At 34.3% G+C, this 18600-nt stretch carries 15 protein-coding genes; 8 read left to right on the top strand and 7 right to left on the bottom strand.

What is annotated here, in order from left to right; translation table 11 throughout:
* Positions 1–12: 12 nt before the first annotated feature.
* Both atpA and atpG read left to right on the top strand, forming a co-directional pair.
* Positions 13–1587 (top strand): F0F1 ATP synthase subunit alpha, encoded by a 1575-nt coding sequence (atpA, locus tag FTRAC_RS12850; protein WP_013454692.1) that lies wholly within the window; start codon positions 13–15, stop codon positions 1585–1587.
* Between the two features lie 90 nt (positions 1588–1677).
* Entirely contained in the window at positions 1678–2559 is an 882-nt protein-coding gene (gene atpG / locus FTRAC_RS12855) for an ATP synthase F1 subunit gamma (protein ID WP_013454693.1), read from the top strand.
* Positions 2560–2612: 53 nt separating this feature from the next.
* Here atpG and FTRAC_RS12860 read toward each other — a convergent pair whose 3' ends face one another.
* The 5 genes from FTRAC_RS12860 to FTRAC_RS12880 all read right to left on the bottom strand — a co-directional run bounded on the left by FTRAC_RS12860 (position 2613) and on the right by FTRAC_RS12880 (position 9459).
* On the bottom strand, positions 2613–3083 hold the full coding sequence (locus tag FTRAC_RS12860) for a CBS domain-containing protein (RefSeq protein ID WP_013454694.1): 471 nt from the start codon (positions 3081–3083) through the stop codon (positions 2613–2615).
* Between the two features lie 83 nt (positions 3084–3166).
* Positions 3167–3700: a class I SAM-dependent methyltransferase gene (locus FTRAC_RS12865; protein WP_221405905.1), complete on the bottom strand. Its 534-nt coding sequence runs from the start codon at positions 3698–3700 to the stop codon at positions 3167–3169.
* A gap of 111 nt (positions 3701–3811) precedes the next feature.
* A complete protein-coding gene (locus tag FTRAC_RS12870; RefSeq protein ID WP_013454696.1) occupies positions 3812–7834 on the bottom strand; it encodes an AAA domain-containing protein in 4023 nt (1340 codons plus the stop codon).
* Positions 7835–7901: 67 nt separating this feature from the next.
* Positions 7902–8744 (bottom strand): ComEA family DNA-binding protein, encoded by an 843-nt coding sequence (locus tag FTRAC_RS12875; protein WP_185094405.1) that lies wholly within the window; start codon positions 8742–8744, stop codon positions 7902–7904.
* Positions 8745–8925: 181 nt separating this feature from the next.
* Positions 8926–9459, bottom strand: coding sequence for a 2'-5' RNA ligase family protein (locus tag FTRAC_RS12880; protein ID WP_049784136.1), 534 nt, complete (start codon positions 9457–9459; stop codon positions 8926–8928).
* 68 nt (positions 9460–9527) lie between these two features.
* Between FTRAC_RS12880 and FTRAC_RS12885 the strand changes: the two genes are divergently transcribed.
* The 5 genes from FTRAC_RS12885 to purE all read left to right on the top strand — a co-directional run bounded on the left by FTRAC_RS12885 (position 9528) and on the right by purE (position 15027).
* Positions 9528–11114, top strand: coding sequence for a hypothetical protein (locus FTRAC_RS12885; RefSeq protein WP_013454699.1), 1587 nt, complete (start codon positions 9528–9530; stop codon positions 11112–11114).
* An 11-nt stretch (positions 11115–11125) separates the two neighbouring features.
* Positions 11126–12550, top strand: coding sequence for a DUF5723 family protein (locus FTRAC_RS12890; protein ID WP_148230083.1), 1425 nt, complete (start codon positions 11126–11128; stop codon positions 12548–12550).
* Positions 12551–12627: 77 nt separating this feature from the next.
* Positions 12628–13236, top strand: coding sequence for a SiaB family protein kinase (locus FTRAC_RS12895; protein ID WP_013454701.1), 609 nt, complete (start codon positions 12628–12630; stop codon positions 13234–13236).
* Positions 13237–13372: 136 nt separating this feature from the next.
* Entirely contained in the window at positions 13373–14509 is a 1137-nt protein-coding gene (locus tag FTRAC_RS12900; RefSeq protein ID WP_013454702.1) for a 5-(carboxyamino)imidazole ribonucleotide synthase, read from the top strand.
* A complete protein-coding gene (gene purE / locus FTRAC_RS12905) occupies positions 14506–15027 on the top strand; it encodes a 5-(carboxyamino)imidazole ribonucleotide mutase (protein ID WP_013454703.1) in 522 nt (173 codons plus the stop codon). The genes FTRAC_RS12900 and purE overlap by 4 nt, the downstream gene beginning before the upstream one ends.
* Here the strand turns inward: purE and FTRAC_RS12910 are convergent, their stop codons facing one another.
* Entirely contained in the window at positions 15028–17076 is a 2049-nt protein-coding gene (locus tag FTRAC_RS12910) for a tetratricopeptide repeat protein (RefSeq protein WP_013454704.1), read from the bottom strand.
* A gap of 151 nt (positions 17077–17227) precedes the next feature.
* On the opposite strand from FTRAC_RS12910, the gene FTRAC_RS12915 reads away from it, so the two are divergent.
* Positions 17228–17797, top strand: coding sequence for a hypothetical protein (locus FTRAC_RS12915; RefSeq protein ID WP_013454705.1), 570 nt, complete (start codon positions 17228–17230; stop codon positions 17795–17797).
* Positions 17798–17827: 30 nt separating this feature from the next.
* On the opposite strand, the gene FTRAC_RS12920 is transcribed toward FTRAC_RS12915, so the two are convergent.
* Complete coding sequence (locus FTRAC_RS12920; protein WP_041649833.1) at positions 17828–18598, bottom strand: S1/P1 nuclease; 771 nt, start codon at positions 18596–18598, stop codon at positions 17828–17830.
* Positions 18599–18600 lie beyond the last annotated feature (2 nt).

Below are 18600 nucleotides of genomic sequence, written 5' to 3' on the forward strand. Positions count from 1 at the left end.
AATAACAGAATAATGGCAGAGGTTAGACCAGACGAGGTTTCAGCAATATTAAGAGAACAACTTTCAGGCTTCAAAACAGAAGCTGAACTAGAAGAAGTTGGTACCGTCCTTCAAGTTGGTGATGGTGTGGCGCGTATTTACGGCTTAACACAAGCGCAATCAGGTGAATTGTTAGAATTTGAAAACGGTTTACAGGCATTGGTTTTGAACCTGGAAGAAGATAATGTTGGAGCTGTATTATTCGGTAGTTCGCAAGGAATTAAAGAAGGTGACGCTGTAAAAAGAACAGGAAAAATTGCTTCCATTAAAGTGGGTGATGGTATCGCAGGTAGAGTTGTGGATACATTAGGTCAACCAATTGATGGTAAAGGTCCTATCGAAGGAGAGCTATTTGATATGCCTTTAGAGCGTAAAGCACCAGGTGTAATTTTCCGTGAGCCGGTAAGTGAGCCTTTGCAAACAGGTATTAAATCTATTGATGCGATGATTCCTGTTGGTAGGGGTCAGCGTGAGTTGATCATTGGTGACCGTCAAACAGGTAAGACTGCTGTGGCGATTGATGCCATTATCAATCAAAAAGAATTTTATGATGCTGGTGAACCAGTTTATTGTATATATGTTGCCATCGGGCAAAAAGCATCTACAGTAGCACAAATTGTGGCTGAGTTAGAGAAAGCCGGTGCTATGGCTTATACTACTATTGTTTCGGCCTCGGCTTCTGATCCAGCCCCATTGCAGTTCTTTGCTCCTTTCGCAGGTGCCGCAATAGGTGAGTACTTCAGGGATACAGGTCGTCCAGGATTGGTTGTTTATGATGATTTATCAAAACAAGCAGTTGCTTATCGTGAGGTGTCACTGCTATTAAGAAGACCTCCAGGTCGTGAGGCATACCCAGGTGATGTATTCTACTTACACTCTCGTTTATTGGAGAGAGCTGCGAAAGTAATCAATGATGATACGATTGCACAGGACATGAATGACTTGCCTCCTTCATTGAAAGGAAAAGTTAAAGGCGGTGGTTCATTAACAGCTCTTCCAATTATTGAAACACAAGCTGGTGACGTTTCAGCTTATATTCCGACAAACGTAATTTCGATTACGGATGGTCAGATTTTCTTGGAAACTAATTTGTTTAACTCTGGTATCAGACCAGCGATTAACGTAGGTATTTCAGTATCTCGTGTGGGTGGTAATGCTCAGATTAAATCAATGAAGAAGGTTTCTGGTACCTTGAAATTAGATCAAGCACAGTTCCGTGAATTAGAGGCGTTCTCTAAATTCGGTTCTGATTTGGATCCAGCTACTAAGAAAGTTATTGAAAGAGGTAAGCGTAACCAAGAAATCTTGAAGCAAGGTCAGTATTCTCCTGTTGCGGTTGAGCAACAAGTAGCTATCATTATTGCATCTACAAAAGGATTTTTGGATAAAGTACCGGTTGATAAAGTACGTGCTTTTGAAAAAGAATTTGCCATGATGATGGAAAATCAAGAAAAAGAAACGCTTGAAGCATTTAAAGCAGGGAAAATCAATGATGACTTAATCGCAGTAGTGAAGAAGGTAGCTGACGATTTATCATCTAAATACTAACTTTTAATGGAGCTTTTAAAAAGCTCCCTTTTATATTTTAAGATTAACATTTTCCTTTTTAACTAAAGGTCAAAATAGATATAAGGCTGTATGGCAAATCTAAAGGAAGTAAAAAATAGGATTAATTCAGTTGTTTCGACTCAACAAATTACCAAAGCCATGAAAATGGTGGCGGCTGCTAAGTTGAAGCGTGCTCAGGACAGAATCACCATGATGCGTCCTTATTCCCAAAAGTTATCTGCTATTTTACAAAACGTGAGTGGTAGTGGGGAGGATATGAATAATCCTTATGCTAAGGAAAGACCCATTGAAAAAGTTTTATTGATTTTGGTGACTTCTGATAAAGGACTTTGTGGCGCTTTTAATAGTACGGTAACTCGAAGAGTGAAAAGCTTAATGGAAAGTGAGTACAAGTCAATTGCTGAAAGTGGTAATTTGCATTTTATGACAATTGGTAAGAAAGCTGCAGATTACCTAAAAAGGAATAAGCTTCCGAATAATGCTGACTACATTGATTTGTTCAATAGATTGAACTATGAAGATGTTAGTGAAGCTGCTCAGTTTGTTATGGACGAATTTGAGAAGGGAACTTATGATAAAGTTGAAATCATTTATAATGAATTCAAAAATGCAGCGACTCAAGTTTTAAATCAAGAGCAATTCTTACCAATAGCTAAAGCAGATAGTGAAGTAGGTGCGGATACAGATCATGCTTACTCTTATGAGCCATCAAGAGATTATATTGAAAAGGAATTAATCCCAACTTCATTGAAAACGCAATTATTTAAAGCACTTTTAGATTCGAACGCATCCGAGCATGGTGCTAGAATGACGGCTATGGATAAAGCGACTGAAAATGCTGGTGATCTATTGAAAGAGTTGAGGTTGACATATAACAGAACTCGTCAAGCAGCAATTACAACAGAAATATTAGAGATTACAGCTGGAGCGGAAGCTTTAGCAGCTGAGTAATTCACAACAAAGCTTATAATTTAGAAAGCCGAAAAATTAGTTTTTCGGCTTTTTTAATGCTTCCAATTTACCTCTTGACTATCTCTTACAGCGCGCATAATATCTCGCTGGCTTATTTGTCCAATAAGTTTTCCTTCTTTTAGTACAGGAAATCTTCTAAAACGCATTCTTAAAAACATATTGGCAGCTTCAAAGATATTGGTTTCTGGATCAATATGAATCACATTGGTAGCCATATAATCCTTTACTAAGCCAGGTAACTTAGGGGAATTATTATACTTTCCCTTTACAATTTCTTTAAGGCAATCACCTTCTGAAATTACCCCAATTAGATTATTGTTTTCATCTACTACAGGACCACCCGAAATTTTCTTTTTCATTAAAATATCCATGGCTTCATAAATTGTTTGATGTTCATTAAAAGTGATAAGATTCGTAGCCATGTAGTCTTTTACCGATACGCTGTTAGGCTCTTCTTGCTTTGTTTCTTTTTTGATGAATGCTCCTTGATAGCTCTTTACCATGATTGAAAAATAGTTTAGTGTTGTATAATATACACTTTTATTTTTTTGAATCAAATATAAGTAGTTAAAAATCAGGATTTTGATTAGTTGATTAATATAGCAAGCCTTCCTTCAATCTCAACTGATTTGAATCCGAAAGTTTCTTTGATCCAATCAAACGTGGATTTTTGATAGAAAAAAACATGAGTGGGATCATTTTTGTAATACCAATCTTCAAAATAGATTTCTTCATCGTAAAGGTCTGTCATGATATAGAGTTTACCGTTTGGTTTCAATAGAGATTTCAGTTTTCCAAACTCTACATTTGGCTCATGAAAATGCTCAGCTACTTCGCAACAAGCAATATAATCGTAAGCGTCACCTAATACTTCTGGCTTATAATCGAAGTATGGGTCATAAGTTTTTATGTTGTATCCTTGTTCCCTTAAGACTACGGTAATAACTGGACCTGTGCCAGAACCAAAATCTAACCCATGATGGTTTTTATTGAAATCTCTAAGAATAGCAAGTGTGATAGGTGAAACAAATCTTCTGTATCTTGGATCTTTTACATCGTTGTTATGAGTGGAATAGCGATCAATTTCAATACTATCATTTGGCAGGAATTGCTTGGACATGAAGATTCCTGAGCAGTTTGGACACTTTAAATAATACCTGTCTTCATTGATGTAAAATATAGGACTAAGGGTGTGACATAAGCTGCAATTTTCTTTTTCATGCATCATATTTCAATCGTTCCTCTTAACAAATTGGACTACTCTTTCCATCAGTTCTTCCTTATCATTCCAGAAATTTCTACTTTTGACTTGAATGTAGGGCCAATTCATTTTGGATAGTAGGAAAGGGGTATAAGCAAAAATGTCTTTTACCGAAGGATTATCATAAAATAGATTGTCGTCTGAAAGCAATAAGCCTTTGTATTCAGTATTGTCCTTAAAGCTTATGTCAGCAAATGGTAATTCTTCTTCAGCTTTAATACTTTTAACAGAGGCTTGTAATTCTTCCCTTACTTTCGTTTTTAGAAACCAATTGCTTTGGAAATTATTAGCAGGTTTCGGTTTCGGTCTAAAGTTTCCTTTCGAAACATCCAATGCATATTGCAAATAGGCTTTCAATAATTTAGGTCCATTATTTTTGGCATCATCAACCTTTAACTGATCAGGATAAAGGCTGCTGATAATTATCACTTTCTCACGAGCTCTAGTAATGGCTACATTTAATCGATTTTCTCCTTTTGGAGCGTTGATGCTGCCAAATTGCATTTTCAGTCTACCTGACTTATCGGGAGCATATCCAGTACTGAAAATAATCACGTCCTTTTCGTCACCCTGAACATTTTCAATGTTTTTCACAAAGAATTTATCTGGTAAAGTTAAATTTCCTAGAGCAATCTGGTCTTCCAAAATATCCCAAATTAGACCCTGCTGAGGAGCATTGAAGGTGACTACTCCTATTTCTTTTTCAGGTTCATTTTTCAAATATTCTTTAATGATATCCACCACATTGCGTGCCTCAATTTCATTCGAATTTTGCTCCCATACCCCGTCTACTTTTATGTAATCTATCCCGGGATCTGCATTATTGATATAATGAAAGTCAGGTAATAATCTCAATCTATCTTTATAGAAGTGATGATTAGAGAATTCTATCAGATCCAAAGATTTGCTTCTATAATGTCCTGCTAGTTGAAGATTCATCACATATTTATTGGCTAAGTCAAGAAGAGAATCAATTTCCAAATCCGGATGATCCACTTCTTCTTCCTCCCAACGAACTTTATAGAGATCATTCGGACTTAATTGCTTGTCATCACCGGCAATAACAACTTGTCTGCCCCTGTACATGGCCGGAATTCCTTTTTCTACAAAACATTGGGAGGCTTCATCAAAAATTACCAAATCAAATATTTCTTCCATTGGAAAAATGGCAGAAACAGATTCAGGGCTTGCCATCCAGCACGGAATAAGATCAAATAATTCTTCTTGAAATTCCTGAATCACTCTTCTAATTGGCCATATCTGACGTTTTTTTGTGACTTGATGACTTAAGTCTCTATATGAAATCCTATTATTCAATCGATTGTATTCAACATTGGTAAAGGTTCTCTCCCTTACTTTCAGGTTTAAGATTTCCGTGCTAAGTTTTAATTTATCTTCAATAGAATATTGAAGTTCCTCTGTTTGTTTATCGAATTTTCGAGTAGATACTTCCCTCAAAATAGGATACTTTGTCTCTATGTGATCTAGCCACTCTAAATAAATACTATTAAGAAAAATAGCTTTAATATTTTCATGGGTAATAGTGTAGCCACTTTCATTCAGTAGCTTGACCACTTCTTGTTCAAAGTGCTCCATACCCTCATAAAGCTGATCGAACTGGACTAGTTCATCAAAATATCGTTGAAAGGTTTTAATATAACTAGCGGGTAATCTCCCTTGTTCTAATTGGTCTATTTGAGTTCTTGTGAGATATTTTTTCCATTGATCCTTCTCTTCAATAGTATCTCTGGAGAGTTTGATAATGGCTTGAATTTTAGATAAGAATTCACTGAGTGATTTACCCTCAGTTAATGAAAATGCTTTGAAATTAGTGAATGATCCAATTATTTCTTTGGCTTTTATTGCCTGGGTTTGTTCTTGAAACCAATGATTTAACTCAATTTGATTTTTAGTGTTTGGGATATCTTTTAACCAAGTCTGTTTTTTGAGTTTTGTCATGTTGTGCTCAAAATTCAGCCTGTTGTCGAGTCTTTTTTCAAGCTCTTTAACCCCTGCACCATTAACAGTTAGATTATTAGCCACCAAAACCTTTTTCAAGAAGTATTTCTCTTTAGAGAAAAGAATCCAATGAATCCATTTTGTTGGCCTTTTGCGTGATTGCCTTCGTAATTGAATCACCTTTTGCAATGCCCCTAAGTCTTTGGAAGACAAACTGCTTTCTATGCCGCCATCTTTAAAACAGTTGTTTATCACTCGTTGTATATTACTCAGCCATAAAGCGTTGGTGTTGTCGTCTGAGTAATTAAACATGTAGATTAGGTATTGATAGGAAGTCGTATTTAACAGATCTCCCAAGGCATTTAATTTATCTTGATGTTCTACTACATCCTCGAATTCTTTGAGGCTCATTTGTGAACCAACAAGGGTTTTTGATTTTTTGGCAATTTCCTCAAAATAGGATGGAATTTTCTCTAATAAATGAACAATTTCCTTTTTATCATTCAATCCAAAATCCTTAAAGTTTACTCGGTCTTGCCAGATGAAATCATCAGTGCTAAAATCGTCCACGTAGGTTTGGAAATGAACTAATTTACTGGCAAATTCTTCAATTTCTTTTTTGTGAAAATGACGATGAATCTGTTTTAAGTTGATTTTAATGTGATTAAGGTCACAATTTAAGTACAATTCCTTTGCGGAGATTCCACATTCCGATTCATCAAATAAAGCTAATCGGTATTCTTCCTTCTCCTCTACTATTTGGTCTATGATTCTACTGGATTTTAGAAATTCTCTTTGGATTTGTACTGAATCTAATCCATTGTTTTTGGCTTCATATTCTTCCAATCGTTCTATTTGGCTCTGGATTTGCTCAAAAATAGCTTTTCTATCATTCTTAAAATCATGAACCAATGCTATAAAAGGATGCATGTCGATTGATTTCATTCTGTCATAGATCACATCTAATGCAGCTCTTTTTTGACATACCACCAACACCTTTTTTCCTCTGGCTATGAAATCAGTAACTAAATTGCTTATAAGCTGAGACTTTCCTGTTCCAGGAGGGCCCTGAACTACCAATGAGTTGCCCTTTTTAACAGCTTTCAATGCATTTTCCTGATAGGCATCCATAGGAAATACTGTAAAGGTTTCTTCCTCTTTAACGCTTTCAATAAAACGATAGCGCTGCTTATAATCTGCAGGATCTTCTGTTTGTTTGTCTGGATTTCTACTTAAAAAGAATTCTTCTATGTCTTGTACTTCTTGCTCTTTCTCAAGCAAGTAAGAATAGTCGGGAACTAAATACGATCCGCTTTGTGGAAAAATCCCTAAGACAGCTTCCGGATATAATTTTAATTCACCTTCCTTTTCATTTTCCTCAAAATCCGGCTTTTTAAAATCCTTAAATTGATGAAGTATATCCATAAAATTATCCTGATTGAAATTTATTTCAATAGGACTTTCTTTGAATATTTGGTAAAGGTCTGTTCTGAAAACACGACTATCTGGATCATAGATTTCAAATACCTTTTCAATTAACTCATCACTAATTTTAATTCCATGGAAATGAGCATAGGCCAACAGGAAAGATTTATTGAAGGTAATGTTGACATCTTCCCTTAATTCCATCACCCATTGGTCATTTACCTGTTTTATTTCTATAGGGAAAAATATAAGTGGACAACGTACGGATGTCCCACCATGAAACTTTCCTCTTACAAATGGCCAGCCTACATATAAATCCTTTGCACCTCTTTCATCATAAATAAATTTTTCAATTCTCTTTAATTTTTTCAGCTTACGACTCATGATGTTGTTCTTCTCGAGCCTAGGATCTGAGATGGCTGCCAATGGTATGTGTTTCTTTCTTCCTATTAAATCTTCAATTAGGGAAAAAGAGCTTTTATTGAGCAGGAAATCAAAATCATGTAAATCTAAGGTTTGGTCAGAAATCAAGCGAAGCAATAATAAGGATCTATTACTTCCAGAGAGATTTGTGAGCCGTTTTAAATAGTGCCTTAGGATGTCGTGCATGAAAAATAAATTAGCAAAAAATCAATTTAAGAAATTATTATCTTATTTGTAAACCTTTATTTGGTGCTTAATCAAAAGAGAGATAGGGGGCTGTCTTTTTGACCCAGATACTATCTAATATTTTGATAGCTAATATGTCATCCATAGAGCTATAGTTCCCATGTTGATTTCTATAATTAACGATCAAATTTGCTTCTTTGTATGAAATATACGGATGTTGTACCAAACTGTCTGCATTTAGTTTGTTAACTTTTAGTTTCCTTAAATTTAGCTCGTTGGCTAGAAAAACATAATTTTTGAGGGAATCTAGATTCTCTTTTTTTAAACCATATACTTCATTGAGCTGGTTAAGGGAGTGGAATCCACCTAGATAATTCCTGTACTTGAGTATCCTTTTTGAATATGCTGGGCCGATGCCATAAATTTTTTGTAGCTGTGTGCTATCTGCTTTATTCAGATCAAAAGCAGATAATTCGAACTTTTTTGCTTCTTTCTCAGGATATTTCTCTTCCTTGATTTTGTTAGTTGTGCTTGTTTCTTTTTTTACTGGTTGGGGATCAGGCTGAATATTTAATATAGTAATTTTGATATAAGGATAAATCTCTTGGTAGAAAGCACTGTCAATCCCATATATCTTAAGAAGCTCATCCTTAGATTCGAAAGGATTGACTTTATTTCTATATTTCACTATCCGTTTGGCTAGATATTGAGGAAAGCCAGAATTGACCAGTTCTGCTGAAGTTGATTTATTTAAGTCGAAATAATTGTACTCCCTTTCTTCACTTTTTTCGTTATGGGTTTCAATGTTGTCTTTTAGTTCTGATAGTAAAGAATTTAGATTTAATCTATGAGCTTTTGATTGCACAGGCTTTTTATAATATGAATAAATGCTTTTTGATATAAAAGGCATCGATAAAATTAGGGCCATCAATAAAAGAAGAATTATAAACCCGTTGGTTTCAGTTCTGGAAAAGCCAAAAAAATTGCGAAGCCAAATTCTAATTTTCTGCTTCATTACTTAAGTAAGGTTTTAGTTCATTACTAAAGTAAGGAAGTGAATTTAATTGTACAATTTTATGTGTGGTCTAATTTCAATTCTTTGAAAATATATCCCACGAATTACCATTGTGCTTAAAAACAGTAATGGCATTCGCCCGAAAACTTTCCTTAAAATCCCTATCTTTTACTTCATTCCATATCTTGGAGAAAGTTGGTTTTTTCAAGTCCCGGAAGGCAACAGTTATATGAGGAGTAAAGCCATTATTTTTATGCGTGCTGTTAAAGACTTGAAATTTTTTCATAAGATGCTCTACAGATTTTTGCAATGAATCCAGTTCTCTATTTTCATCAACATTAATAAATATCACTCTTGGTTCGAAATTTCCAAAATCTTTCAGTTCAATTTTAAAGGTTCTTTTTCCAGCAAGCATGTAATTCAAAGCGCTAATAAATTGCTCCTCTTTATTGATGGCTAAATTGAATGGCATTTGTAGGGTAATGTGTGCTTTTGAACGAAATCCACCTTTGACCCCATATTTTTGACGAAACTCTTCTTTTATCCCATGAATCCGTTTTTCCAGAGGATGAGGAGGGCAAATTCCGATAAAAAACATTGATTTTTCCATATATTTTAATTGCTATATTTTATTTATATCCTTCAATTTTCAATAGATTTGAGGTAAAATTAGTAAATATGAAAAAGATCATTCGTAAACCCTACTTTCTTTTTGGCATATTAGTAAGTATGTTCATTGGAGGTTGCTATTCTGAACTCAGTGATTTGGAGATTGGAAAGTTGCAATGGAGTCCTGAATTAGGAGTGCCTTTGGTTGACTCAAAATTTACTTTAATCGATATTTTGGAGGCTAATTCAAGTGACATTGACGTAAGTGCTGATCCTAGTACTGATGTCCTCGTTATTAGAATATCTGATGACAGTTTGTTTAGTCAATTTGCTACTGATTATTTTTCATTGAGCAATCAAGTGCTGAATATACCGCCAATCATACTTACACCGGAAGAGATTAATGACTTTAATGCAAATGGTCAAGTTACTGTAAGTAGAGAAGAATTGATTGATTACCCCAATCAAGGAGATTTGGATCGAATCATAATTGATCAGGGAACAATACAAACTGAGGTTACAGAAAATTTTCCTGCAGATGTTGATTTATCATTTGACATGGAAGATCCAACGAGTACGCCAATTTTGAATTACAGTAATTTGTTCAGTTATGATGGTTTTAATCCCATAAGTTCTGATCAATCTACTGATCAATTTAATGATGTAGAATTTACATTTAATGCTGATCCCAGTTTAAGACAATTATTGTTGAGCTTTGATGTTACGTTGACTAAGGTTAATGGTCAAAATCTAGTTTTTGGTGCAAACAGCATTGATCTTAACATCGGGGTTGAAGATTTAGCATTTGAAGCATTATACGGTGATTTAAGCTCTCAAAATATAAGTACTGAAGAAAATACCATCCAAACGGATGCATTTAGCCAAAATGAACTCCTAACTGAAATTGATTATTATTTTGAAGACCCACAATTTAGATTAGTTTTCACAAATTCTATGGGAGTACCGATTAGATTTGATGTTAATAATTTTACTACCTATAAAGATGGAGCAGCAAACCAAGAACCTATTAATACAGCAATAGAATTAGAAGCAGCAACTACAGGTTCCCCAACTACATCGGGAAATAATTTCGACAATATTTTTAAAAGTATAATTAATAATGTGCCAGATTCTGTTTCCCTACAAGTTGATGGTTTGATCGACCCTAACAACACACCTGATAATTTTGTTACAAAAGATTCTTATTTTCAAGCTGGCTATGAAGTTAGTTTACCCTTAGAATTTAGATTGGGCGGCTTAGAAATTAATGAAACGGTTTCTTTAGATGGTATTGACCCGCAAGAATTGCAATATGCATTGTTCAAGTTCACTTCTGAAAATTCTTTACCTATTGATCTTAATTTTAGGGCAGATCTTTTGCGTGAGGACAGTACAGTCGTAATGAATTTATTTGACGGAAAATTTTTGGCTGGAGGCAGTGTAGAAAGCCCAGAACCTATCAGTGACTTGATTAGGCTAGAAGATGATCCGGAGACTACTAATAATGAACTAGAGGAGTTGATCAATGTAAAAAGGGTTGGGATAAGGGCAACCATATCAACTACAAATAACGGTAGTGAGGTCGTAACAATTACATCTGGTGCTTCAGTCAAGTTTAATTTGGCGGTTCAAGCAAAATATAATGTGAATTTTTAATGAGAGTGACTATGAAAGAGATCAAATATTTCGCATTAATCGTTTTTCTATTCTGGAATACAACTTCAGCATTGGCTCAATCAGATATGATTGGATATGGTTTATATAAAACATTACCTCAAGCCAATAACTTGAATCCTGCCTTGTTACCTGATTATAAATTTTCGTTGGGTTTACCTGGACTTTCAGGATTTCATATCAATACGGGGCAAAATTTCACAAACTTGGAATTGCTTACTGCAGTTGATGAAAATGGAAATATCAATACCGGTGATATCTTCCGTAAAATGAGAAGGAATAACCGGGTAACCTCCAATAATACAATTAATCTTTTTCATTTAGGGATTAGAGGTCTAACTAGTTATACAGCTTTTAGCATAAATACTAAAACCTTTGCAAGAGCAAGTTTACCCAAGGAACTTTTTGCACTTGCGCTATATGGTAATGCATCAGACGAATTGGATGATGGGCTGGTTGACCTTAGTAGGGGCTCCGTTAAAACAATGGCTTATACAGAAATAGGGATTTCTCATGGAAGGGAAATTCTAGCTGGAAAAATGACAGCTGGAATCAGGCTTAAATATATGATTGGACATGCTTATGCCGATATTCCAACTATTGATGGATCCTTACAGACTTATGGAAATTCAGAATTTAGAGGAGATTCTATTTCTTTAAATGTCAACCAATTTGAAATTAGAGGTGGAGGAGCAGCAGGAGCTTTAATGAATGGAGATGATATTGGGGATGATATTAGGTCAGCAGTTACTGGAAATTCAGGCTTTGGATTAGATATTGGTGCCACTTATGAATTTTCACAGAAAATTAGATTCTTTGCTAGCCTTAATGACTTGGGGTTCATCAATTGGAATCAGGGAAATTCTTATCTGGGAACCGTTCCATCCATGAGCTATACTTTTGGAGGTGCTGACGTAGTAGAATTAATAAATGGGGAAGATCTTTCAGTAATTGATGAATTAGATAGTGTAGTGAATAATTTAGAATACAATGAAACGAAAGAATCATTTACAACATCTTTAACAGGGAAGTTATATGCTGGGGCTTCATATCAATTCAGCAGAAGGCAAACGGCCTCAGCTATTTTATATTCGGAATTGTATAAAGGGGCATTGATTCCTGCCTTAACAGCCATGTATAATTTTCAAGGAGGCACTTTCTTTAACTTTGCTTTTTCCGCCACCATGATGAATGGTAGAGTGAACAACTTTGGTACTGGAATTACTTTAAACCTAATTCCTTTTCAAGTAGTATTAGCAACCAATGACTTATTATCAATTGTTAATCCAATGAATGGTCGGGCAGTCGATTTTAGGTTTGGTATAAATCATACATTTGGCAATGTTAATAAAGGGAAATCAAGAGCTAAAAAGAACAGTAAAAATACAATTGACACAATTGATTTAGGAATTGACTGATATTTCAAAAAAAATCCCCTATTTTGAAGAAAATTTTAAATTAAAATATTTTTGAAATCTAAATATTCATAGTATAAATGATAGATAACATAAACGAAAACAAGATGGATTTAAACGTAAATTTCATCAAATCGGTATTGAGCCTTTTTTCTGAAATGCAAGGGAATGGAATCTCATTGGTTTATTTAGGGGAATTCAATCATGAAATTACAAAAATGTTTACTTCCATGGCAGAGTCTGACATGGAAAGAAAAAAGGAAGACAGATATGTGAAGAAGAGGGTTTATCATGTAATGGTTGAAACCCTTCAGAACATGAATAAGCACTCGGATGAAATTACTGATGCCCAAATTGGTAATGGACTGTTTGTGATAGGTAATAAAGAGGATATATATTATGTCATTACAAGCAATAAGGTTGCAAGAGATAAAGTAGAAGATTTAAGGTCAGCTATTGATGAAGTAAATGCAGCTAGTGCCGATGAGTTGAAGAAAATGTATATGCAACAAATCAAGCATGGGAAGCTTTCTGACAAAGGTGGAGCAGGACTTGGATTGATTGATATTGCTAGAAAAACAGGCGAAAAATTAGTCTATAAATTTTTACCAATTGATGAGGAATTTGATCTTTTCATTTTGAAGGTAGAAATTAACGCTGATAAAATTAAAGACGTTAAGAGCAAGTAATTAATATTATGTGACGGATTATTGAAAGCCTTTTCATAAATGAGAAGGCTTTTTTTGTGTTTATCAATCTCAAGAATACCCATTATTCTCGGCTAATAAATATTATATTTGCCTTTCGATTAATCAAGTGAATCTTATGAGTTTTAATACAGATTTAAAAATTGGAGTTTTAGGAGGAGGTCAATTAGGTAGAATGTTGATTCAAAGTGCTATCAATATTAATATTGATTTAAGAATGATGGATCTTGATCCCAATGCGCCTTGTGCAAAATTAGTTGCTGATTTTACAGTAGGTGATTTGGAAGATTTCAACGCAGTTTATGAATTCGGCAAACAATGCGATATTCTAACTATTGAGATTGAAAAGGTCAATATTGAAGCGATGAAAAAGCTGCAATCGGAAGGTGTCAAAGTATATCCACAACCAGAAATCATAGAGATGATTCAGGATAAAAGAGTGCAGAAGCAGTTTTATCAAGACAATAATATTCCTACAGCGCCATTTGTATTAACTGAGAATAGAGCTGATTTGGAGAAATTATCCGATAAATTTCCAGCAGTACATAAAATAGGTAAAGGAGGTTATGACGGTAGAGGAGTTCAAGTCGTAAAAACTAAAGAGGATATAAATAAGGGATTTGATGCACCATCATTATTAGAAGATTTTGTGCCTTTTAAAAAAGAATTGGCTGTAATAGTAAGCCGAAATGAGGATGGAGAGGTGAATACATTTCCCGTAGTAGAAATGGTTTTTCATCCAGAGCATAATTTGGTAGAGTATCTACTATCACCAGCTATTATTGAAAAATCTGAGGAACAAAAGGCAAAGGAAGTAGCGATTGATATTATTCAGAAATTGGAAATGGTTGGGATTCTTGCTGTCGAAATGTTCTTGACTAAAGATAATGAAATAATGGTTAATGAGATTGCGCCAAGACCTCACAACAGTGGTCATCAAAGCATTGAAGGTAACTTTGTTTCTCAATATGACCAGCATTTAAGAGCTATACTCAATCTTCCATTAGGAAATACCTCTACTAAGATAAGTTCAGCAATGGTCAATATATTGGGAGAAGATGGATTTACTGGAGATGCTAAATATGAAGGAATGGAAGAAGTAATGAAGATATCAGGTGCATCTGTTCATTTATATGGTAAAAAGTTGACAAAACCATTTAGAAAAATGGGGCACGTCACCATTACTGACCCTAGTTTAACGTCATTGAAGAGAAAGATTGAGAAAGTCAAATCTACATTAAAAGTTAAAGCATGAGCAAGGGTAAAATAGCAATAATAATGGGCAGCCAGTCAGACCTAAAGGTGATGAGTGAGGCTGCTAAAATATTAGAAGAATTGGGGGTTGATTTCGAATTGACCATAGTTTCTGCGCACAGAACTCCAGAAAGAATGATGGATTTTGCCCAATCGGCTAGAAAGAATGGTTTTCATGCTATAATAGCTGGTGCGGGTGGTGCTGCACACCTTCCAGGGATGGTGGCGGCTTATACTACTCTTCCAGTTATAGGCGTTCCCGTTAAATCTAGTAATTCTATTGACGGATGGGACTCGGTTTTGTCTATTTTACAAATGCCAGGTGGAGTACCAGTGGCAACCGTTGCGTTAGATGGTGCTAAAAATGCTGGTATTTTAGCAGCTCAAATTATTTCAAATTTTGATAATGAGGTGGCTAAAAACTTAGAAAATTATAAGAAACAAATGAAAGATAAAGTATTGAAAACTGCTGAGGAAGTAGAAACTAAAGGGTGGAAATCAGGTAAGGTAGGGTTTTAATCATTTTTCTATGAGTGGAAAATATAGGGTGAACTCACTATGTTTTCCAACTTCAGTATCCAAGTTGATTTTACCGTTTAATCTATCCACTAAAGTTTTTACAATAGCTAGCCCTAATCCATTTGAACTTTCTCCTCCAGTAGGTTTGGCACTTAATTTCTTAAACTTCATGAATAAGCTGTTCTTGTCTTCCTCGGTAAACCCAGGCCCAAAATCTTTAATGCTAATCCAATAGTCGTTCTTATTTATTCCAGCACGTAATGTGATTTCCGATTCTAAATCAGAAAATTTAACAGCATTTGATACTAGATTTTCCAGTATTCTATTGAGATAGTTTTTATTGGTTCTTATTTGAAGCCCCGGTTCAGCCTCAACTTTGCATTCAATTTGCTTATTTGTTAATTCAACTATAAAATTCGATACTGTTTCTTCTAAAAGTTTTTTAAGGTCTAATGATTCAGTTATTATTTCCTCTTTTTCTGCTGACATCGAATTTACATCCAATAAGTCATTTATTAAATAGGCACCATGTTTGGCATTATTTCTTATCATTTCAACATATTGACTTTGCTCTTCATTTAAGCCTGATAACCTTAAAAGCTCTGTTAATCCCTTAATACGATGAAATGGTGCTTTCATATCATGTGCCACCAAGTTCAATAAAGAGTCTTTTTCATTATTTAAGTCATCTAATTCTTTGTTTTGAATAATGAGTTCATCGTTTTGTGCTTTTATCTCTTTATTCTTTAGTGTTATATTTTTTTGTTGTTCTTCAATCTTATTGTTCTTAAGTTGTAGTATTTTGTTATGCTGCCTTCTCTTATTGGCAGTTATCCAAATGATAACCAATAGAATAATTGCCAATATTATAGTTGCTGTAAGGGCTATGTTGAAAGCTTTTTGCTTCTGAATGACCTGTTTATAAGCTTCTTCATTTTGTTTCAGTAGCTGATTTTCAGTTTCTTTAACGTCTAACTCTAATCGGGCTTCTAATCTTTCAATTTCGCGTGCTGTATTTACATTTTCTGTCTTTTCTTTTAACGCATGGTATTTTTTAAAATATTCAAATGCTTGCTGCGTATCGCCCCCTTTCTCATAGATTTTTGAAAGATAGAAATAGGCGTCTTGTTCAAATGTAATGTCATTATTTGTTGCTAAACCGCTGACTTTTAAAAAGTAATCTTTAGCTTGGTTATACTCATTTCTATAAAAGTGGATTTCACCTAAAAGTGAATATACTTGTATGATAAGATTTACATTATTGGCTTGAGATGCAAATTCTAGTGCTTCAGAAGCATTTGTTAAAGCAATTCTTAATTGACCTCTTTTAGTATTCATTCTAGCTATTGATAATTTTATAATAGCTAAGTTGGCTTCGTCATTTATTTTGGAAGCAACTTCATATGCTTGAGTAAAGTATTTCAAGCTGTTGTTATAGTTCTCCATTTGCCCATAGATGTCAGCTATTTCTAAATAAATTGAAATTATTCCAGAGGGGTCATTAAAGGTTTTTCTTATTTCAGCGGTTTTTAAAGACATTTCTAATGCCTTTTTAAGATTGTTTTGAGATTGATAAAGTTCAGCCAAACTTTTATAGCCATAACTTAAAGAAACCGAGTCGTTAATTTCTTTGAAAACTTCTAATGCTCTGAAGAAATTATCGTAAGCAGAAACATAATTTCCTTGATTAAAAAAGAGCCTGCCAATATTGTTGAGTGAATAGCCGTATTGTAAAGAATCACCATACAAAAGTGCTGAATCTTTTGCTTGCTGATATAGGTCAAATGCTTTTAGATTTTCGCCTTTATAAAAGTGGCCTACACCTTTAAAGTTTAAAGACTTCACGATCTGTCCAACTAATTCAGGACTATTTCTCGATAATTCTATCGCTTGCTGACTGTAAAAGACAGTACTGTCAGGAAAAGATTTTCTATATTCCCAAGCCAGTTGATTATAAGATTCAATTTTTGCGGATGGGCTTGAATCACTTATGCTGCATTTTAGGCTGTCTATTACAGTTCTGTTTTGTGCCAATAAGCTGCATGGCATCAAAATAATTATCAGATATAATAGTATGCTAAACTTAAGTCTCACAATTCTTGAATGTTTCTGCAATTTATAGTATTTCAGCTATAAAAATGCAATTTGCTTTATTCTAATTACTAAATTTATGAATTAAGCACAATTAAATTCAATATAAATGTCATCTCATCACATTATTAGAGACGAACAGGAGCCACCAGTTCTGGTTTTCCAAATAAATGATAATTGGGAAGCGCTGTCAGAAATTTTAGGCTGGTCTCCAATTCTAATTATCAACCCTTATTTAAGAGAAACCTTCGAATTGAAGCAAACTAAAATTGATGGTTATGTAATTAAAGAGGGAGAAGTAGTAGAGCCTAATAAGCATGATTTAATTTATAACGAAAGCCAGTTGCATGATGATTTATTGAGATGGATCAGGGAAAGAAATTGTACTGCAGTGAATATTTTCAGTGATTTTAATATTACTATCGACTTATTCAATCAATTGGATGGTGATATTTTAAAAATTCCTTTAATATTTTTTACTGAAAATGGTAAGTATATTATGAAGCCAAATTCTAGTTTTAAAAAGTGGTATCCAGAAGGATTTAAAATGGATATCATTAATGACGATATCACAAGGACGGAAAATCTAATTAAACTTGGAAGTGGATATCAAGTTGCAAAGGAAGGATTTGTAAAAGTAGAGATTGAAGGGGATTTAATATTATTAAAAGAGAGATGAGCTAAAATTAACCTCATCTCCCTTTATTAATTAACCATATATTTCATTTAAAAGTCCAGCTAACCTTATGCCTGCTTTTTTCAATTGAGTCTGAACCGTTGCCCAATTTTTGTAGCTGTATTCATATCCCAAATACATGTCTTCTGGCAATTCATATACTTGATTCCTTAATCCCATAGCTTCTTTGTACCAATCATCAATGGTACTATTTTGAAGTGTATTAATTTCATCTTTTGTAGTGATGTTTACTGCATTTGCCAATTCAGTATAGCTAAAAGCTTTAGAATCGATCATTTCGCTGTCCCATACCCGATGTAAGTTAGAATTCTGACCAAACCATTTAACTTTTACAGCATTTCCACCAATATCTTCTCCATTTCCAACATGACAAGGCTGATGAATATCACCCACTAAATGGATCAACATTTTAAGTTTTTCTTGTTCGCTTTTAGCATCTAGATTACCTTCCTTTAGCTCCTTTGTAATTTTTTGAATCATCATGATGATATCTCCATCAGGATTTTTTTCACTTTCTTCATATGTCATACCATCTGGAATGGTAACATAATGCCAAGGTTTAGCATAATCCCAATTATCATCTGATTTTATATTGTCCATCCACACACTTGCAACTGCCATGGATTCCCTATTCAATATCTCACTTACCTTTTTTTCAACCTTCCTTTTTAAATAGAAAGAAGCCACTTCTCCTACTACTCTATGTCCTGTTTGTCCCCATGCTAAAGCTTGAGAGATGCTGAAAATGCTTAAAATAAAAAAGCTTATTACTCTAATCTTCATAT

This window comes from Marivirga tractuosa DSM 4126 (assembly GCF_000183425.1).
Taxonomy (GTDB): domain Bacteria; phylum Bacteroidota; class Bacteroidia; order Cytophagales; family Cyclobacteriaceae; genus Marivirga; species Marivirga tractuosa.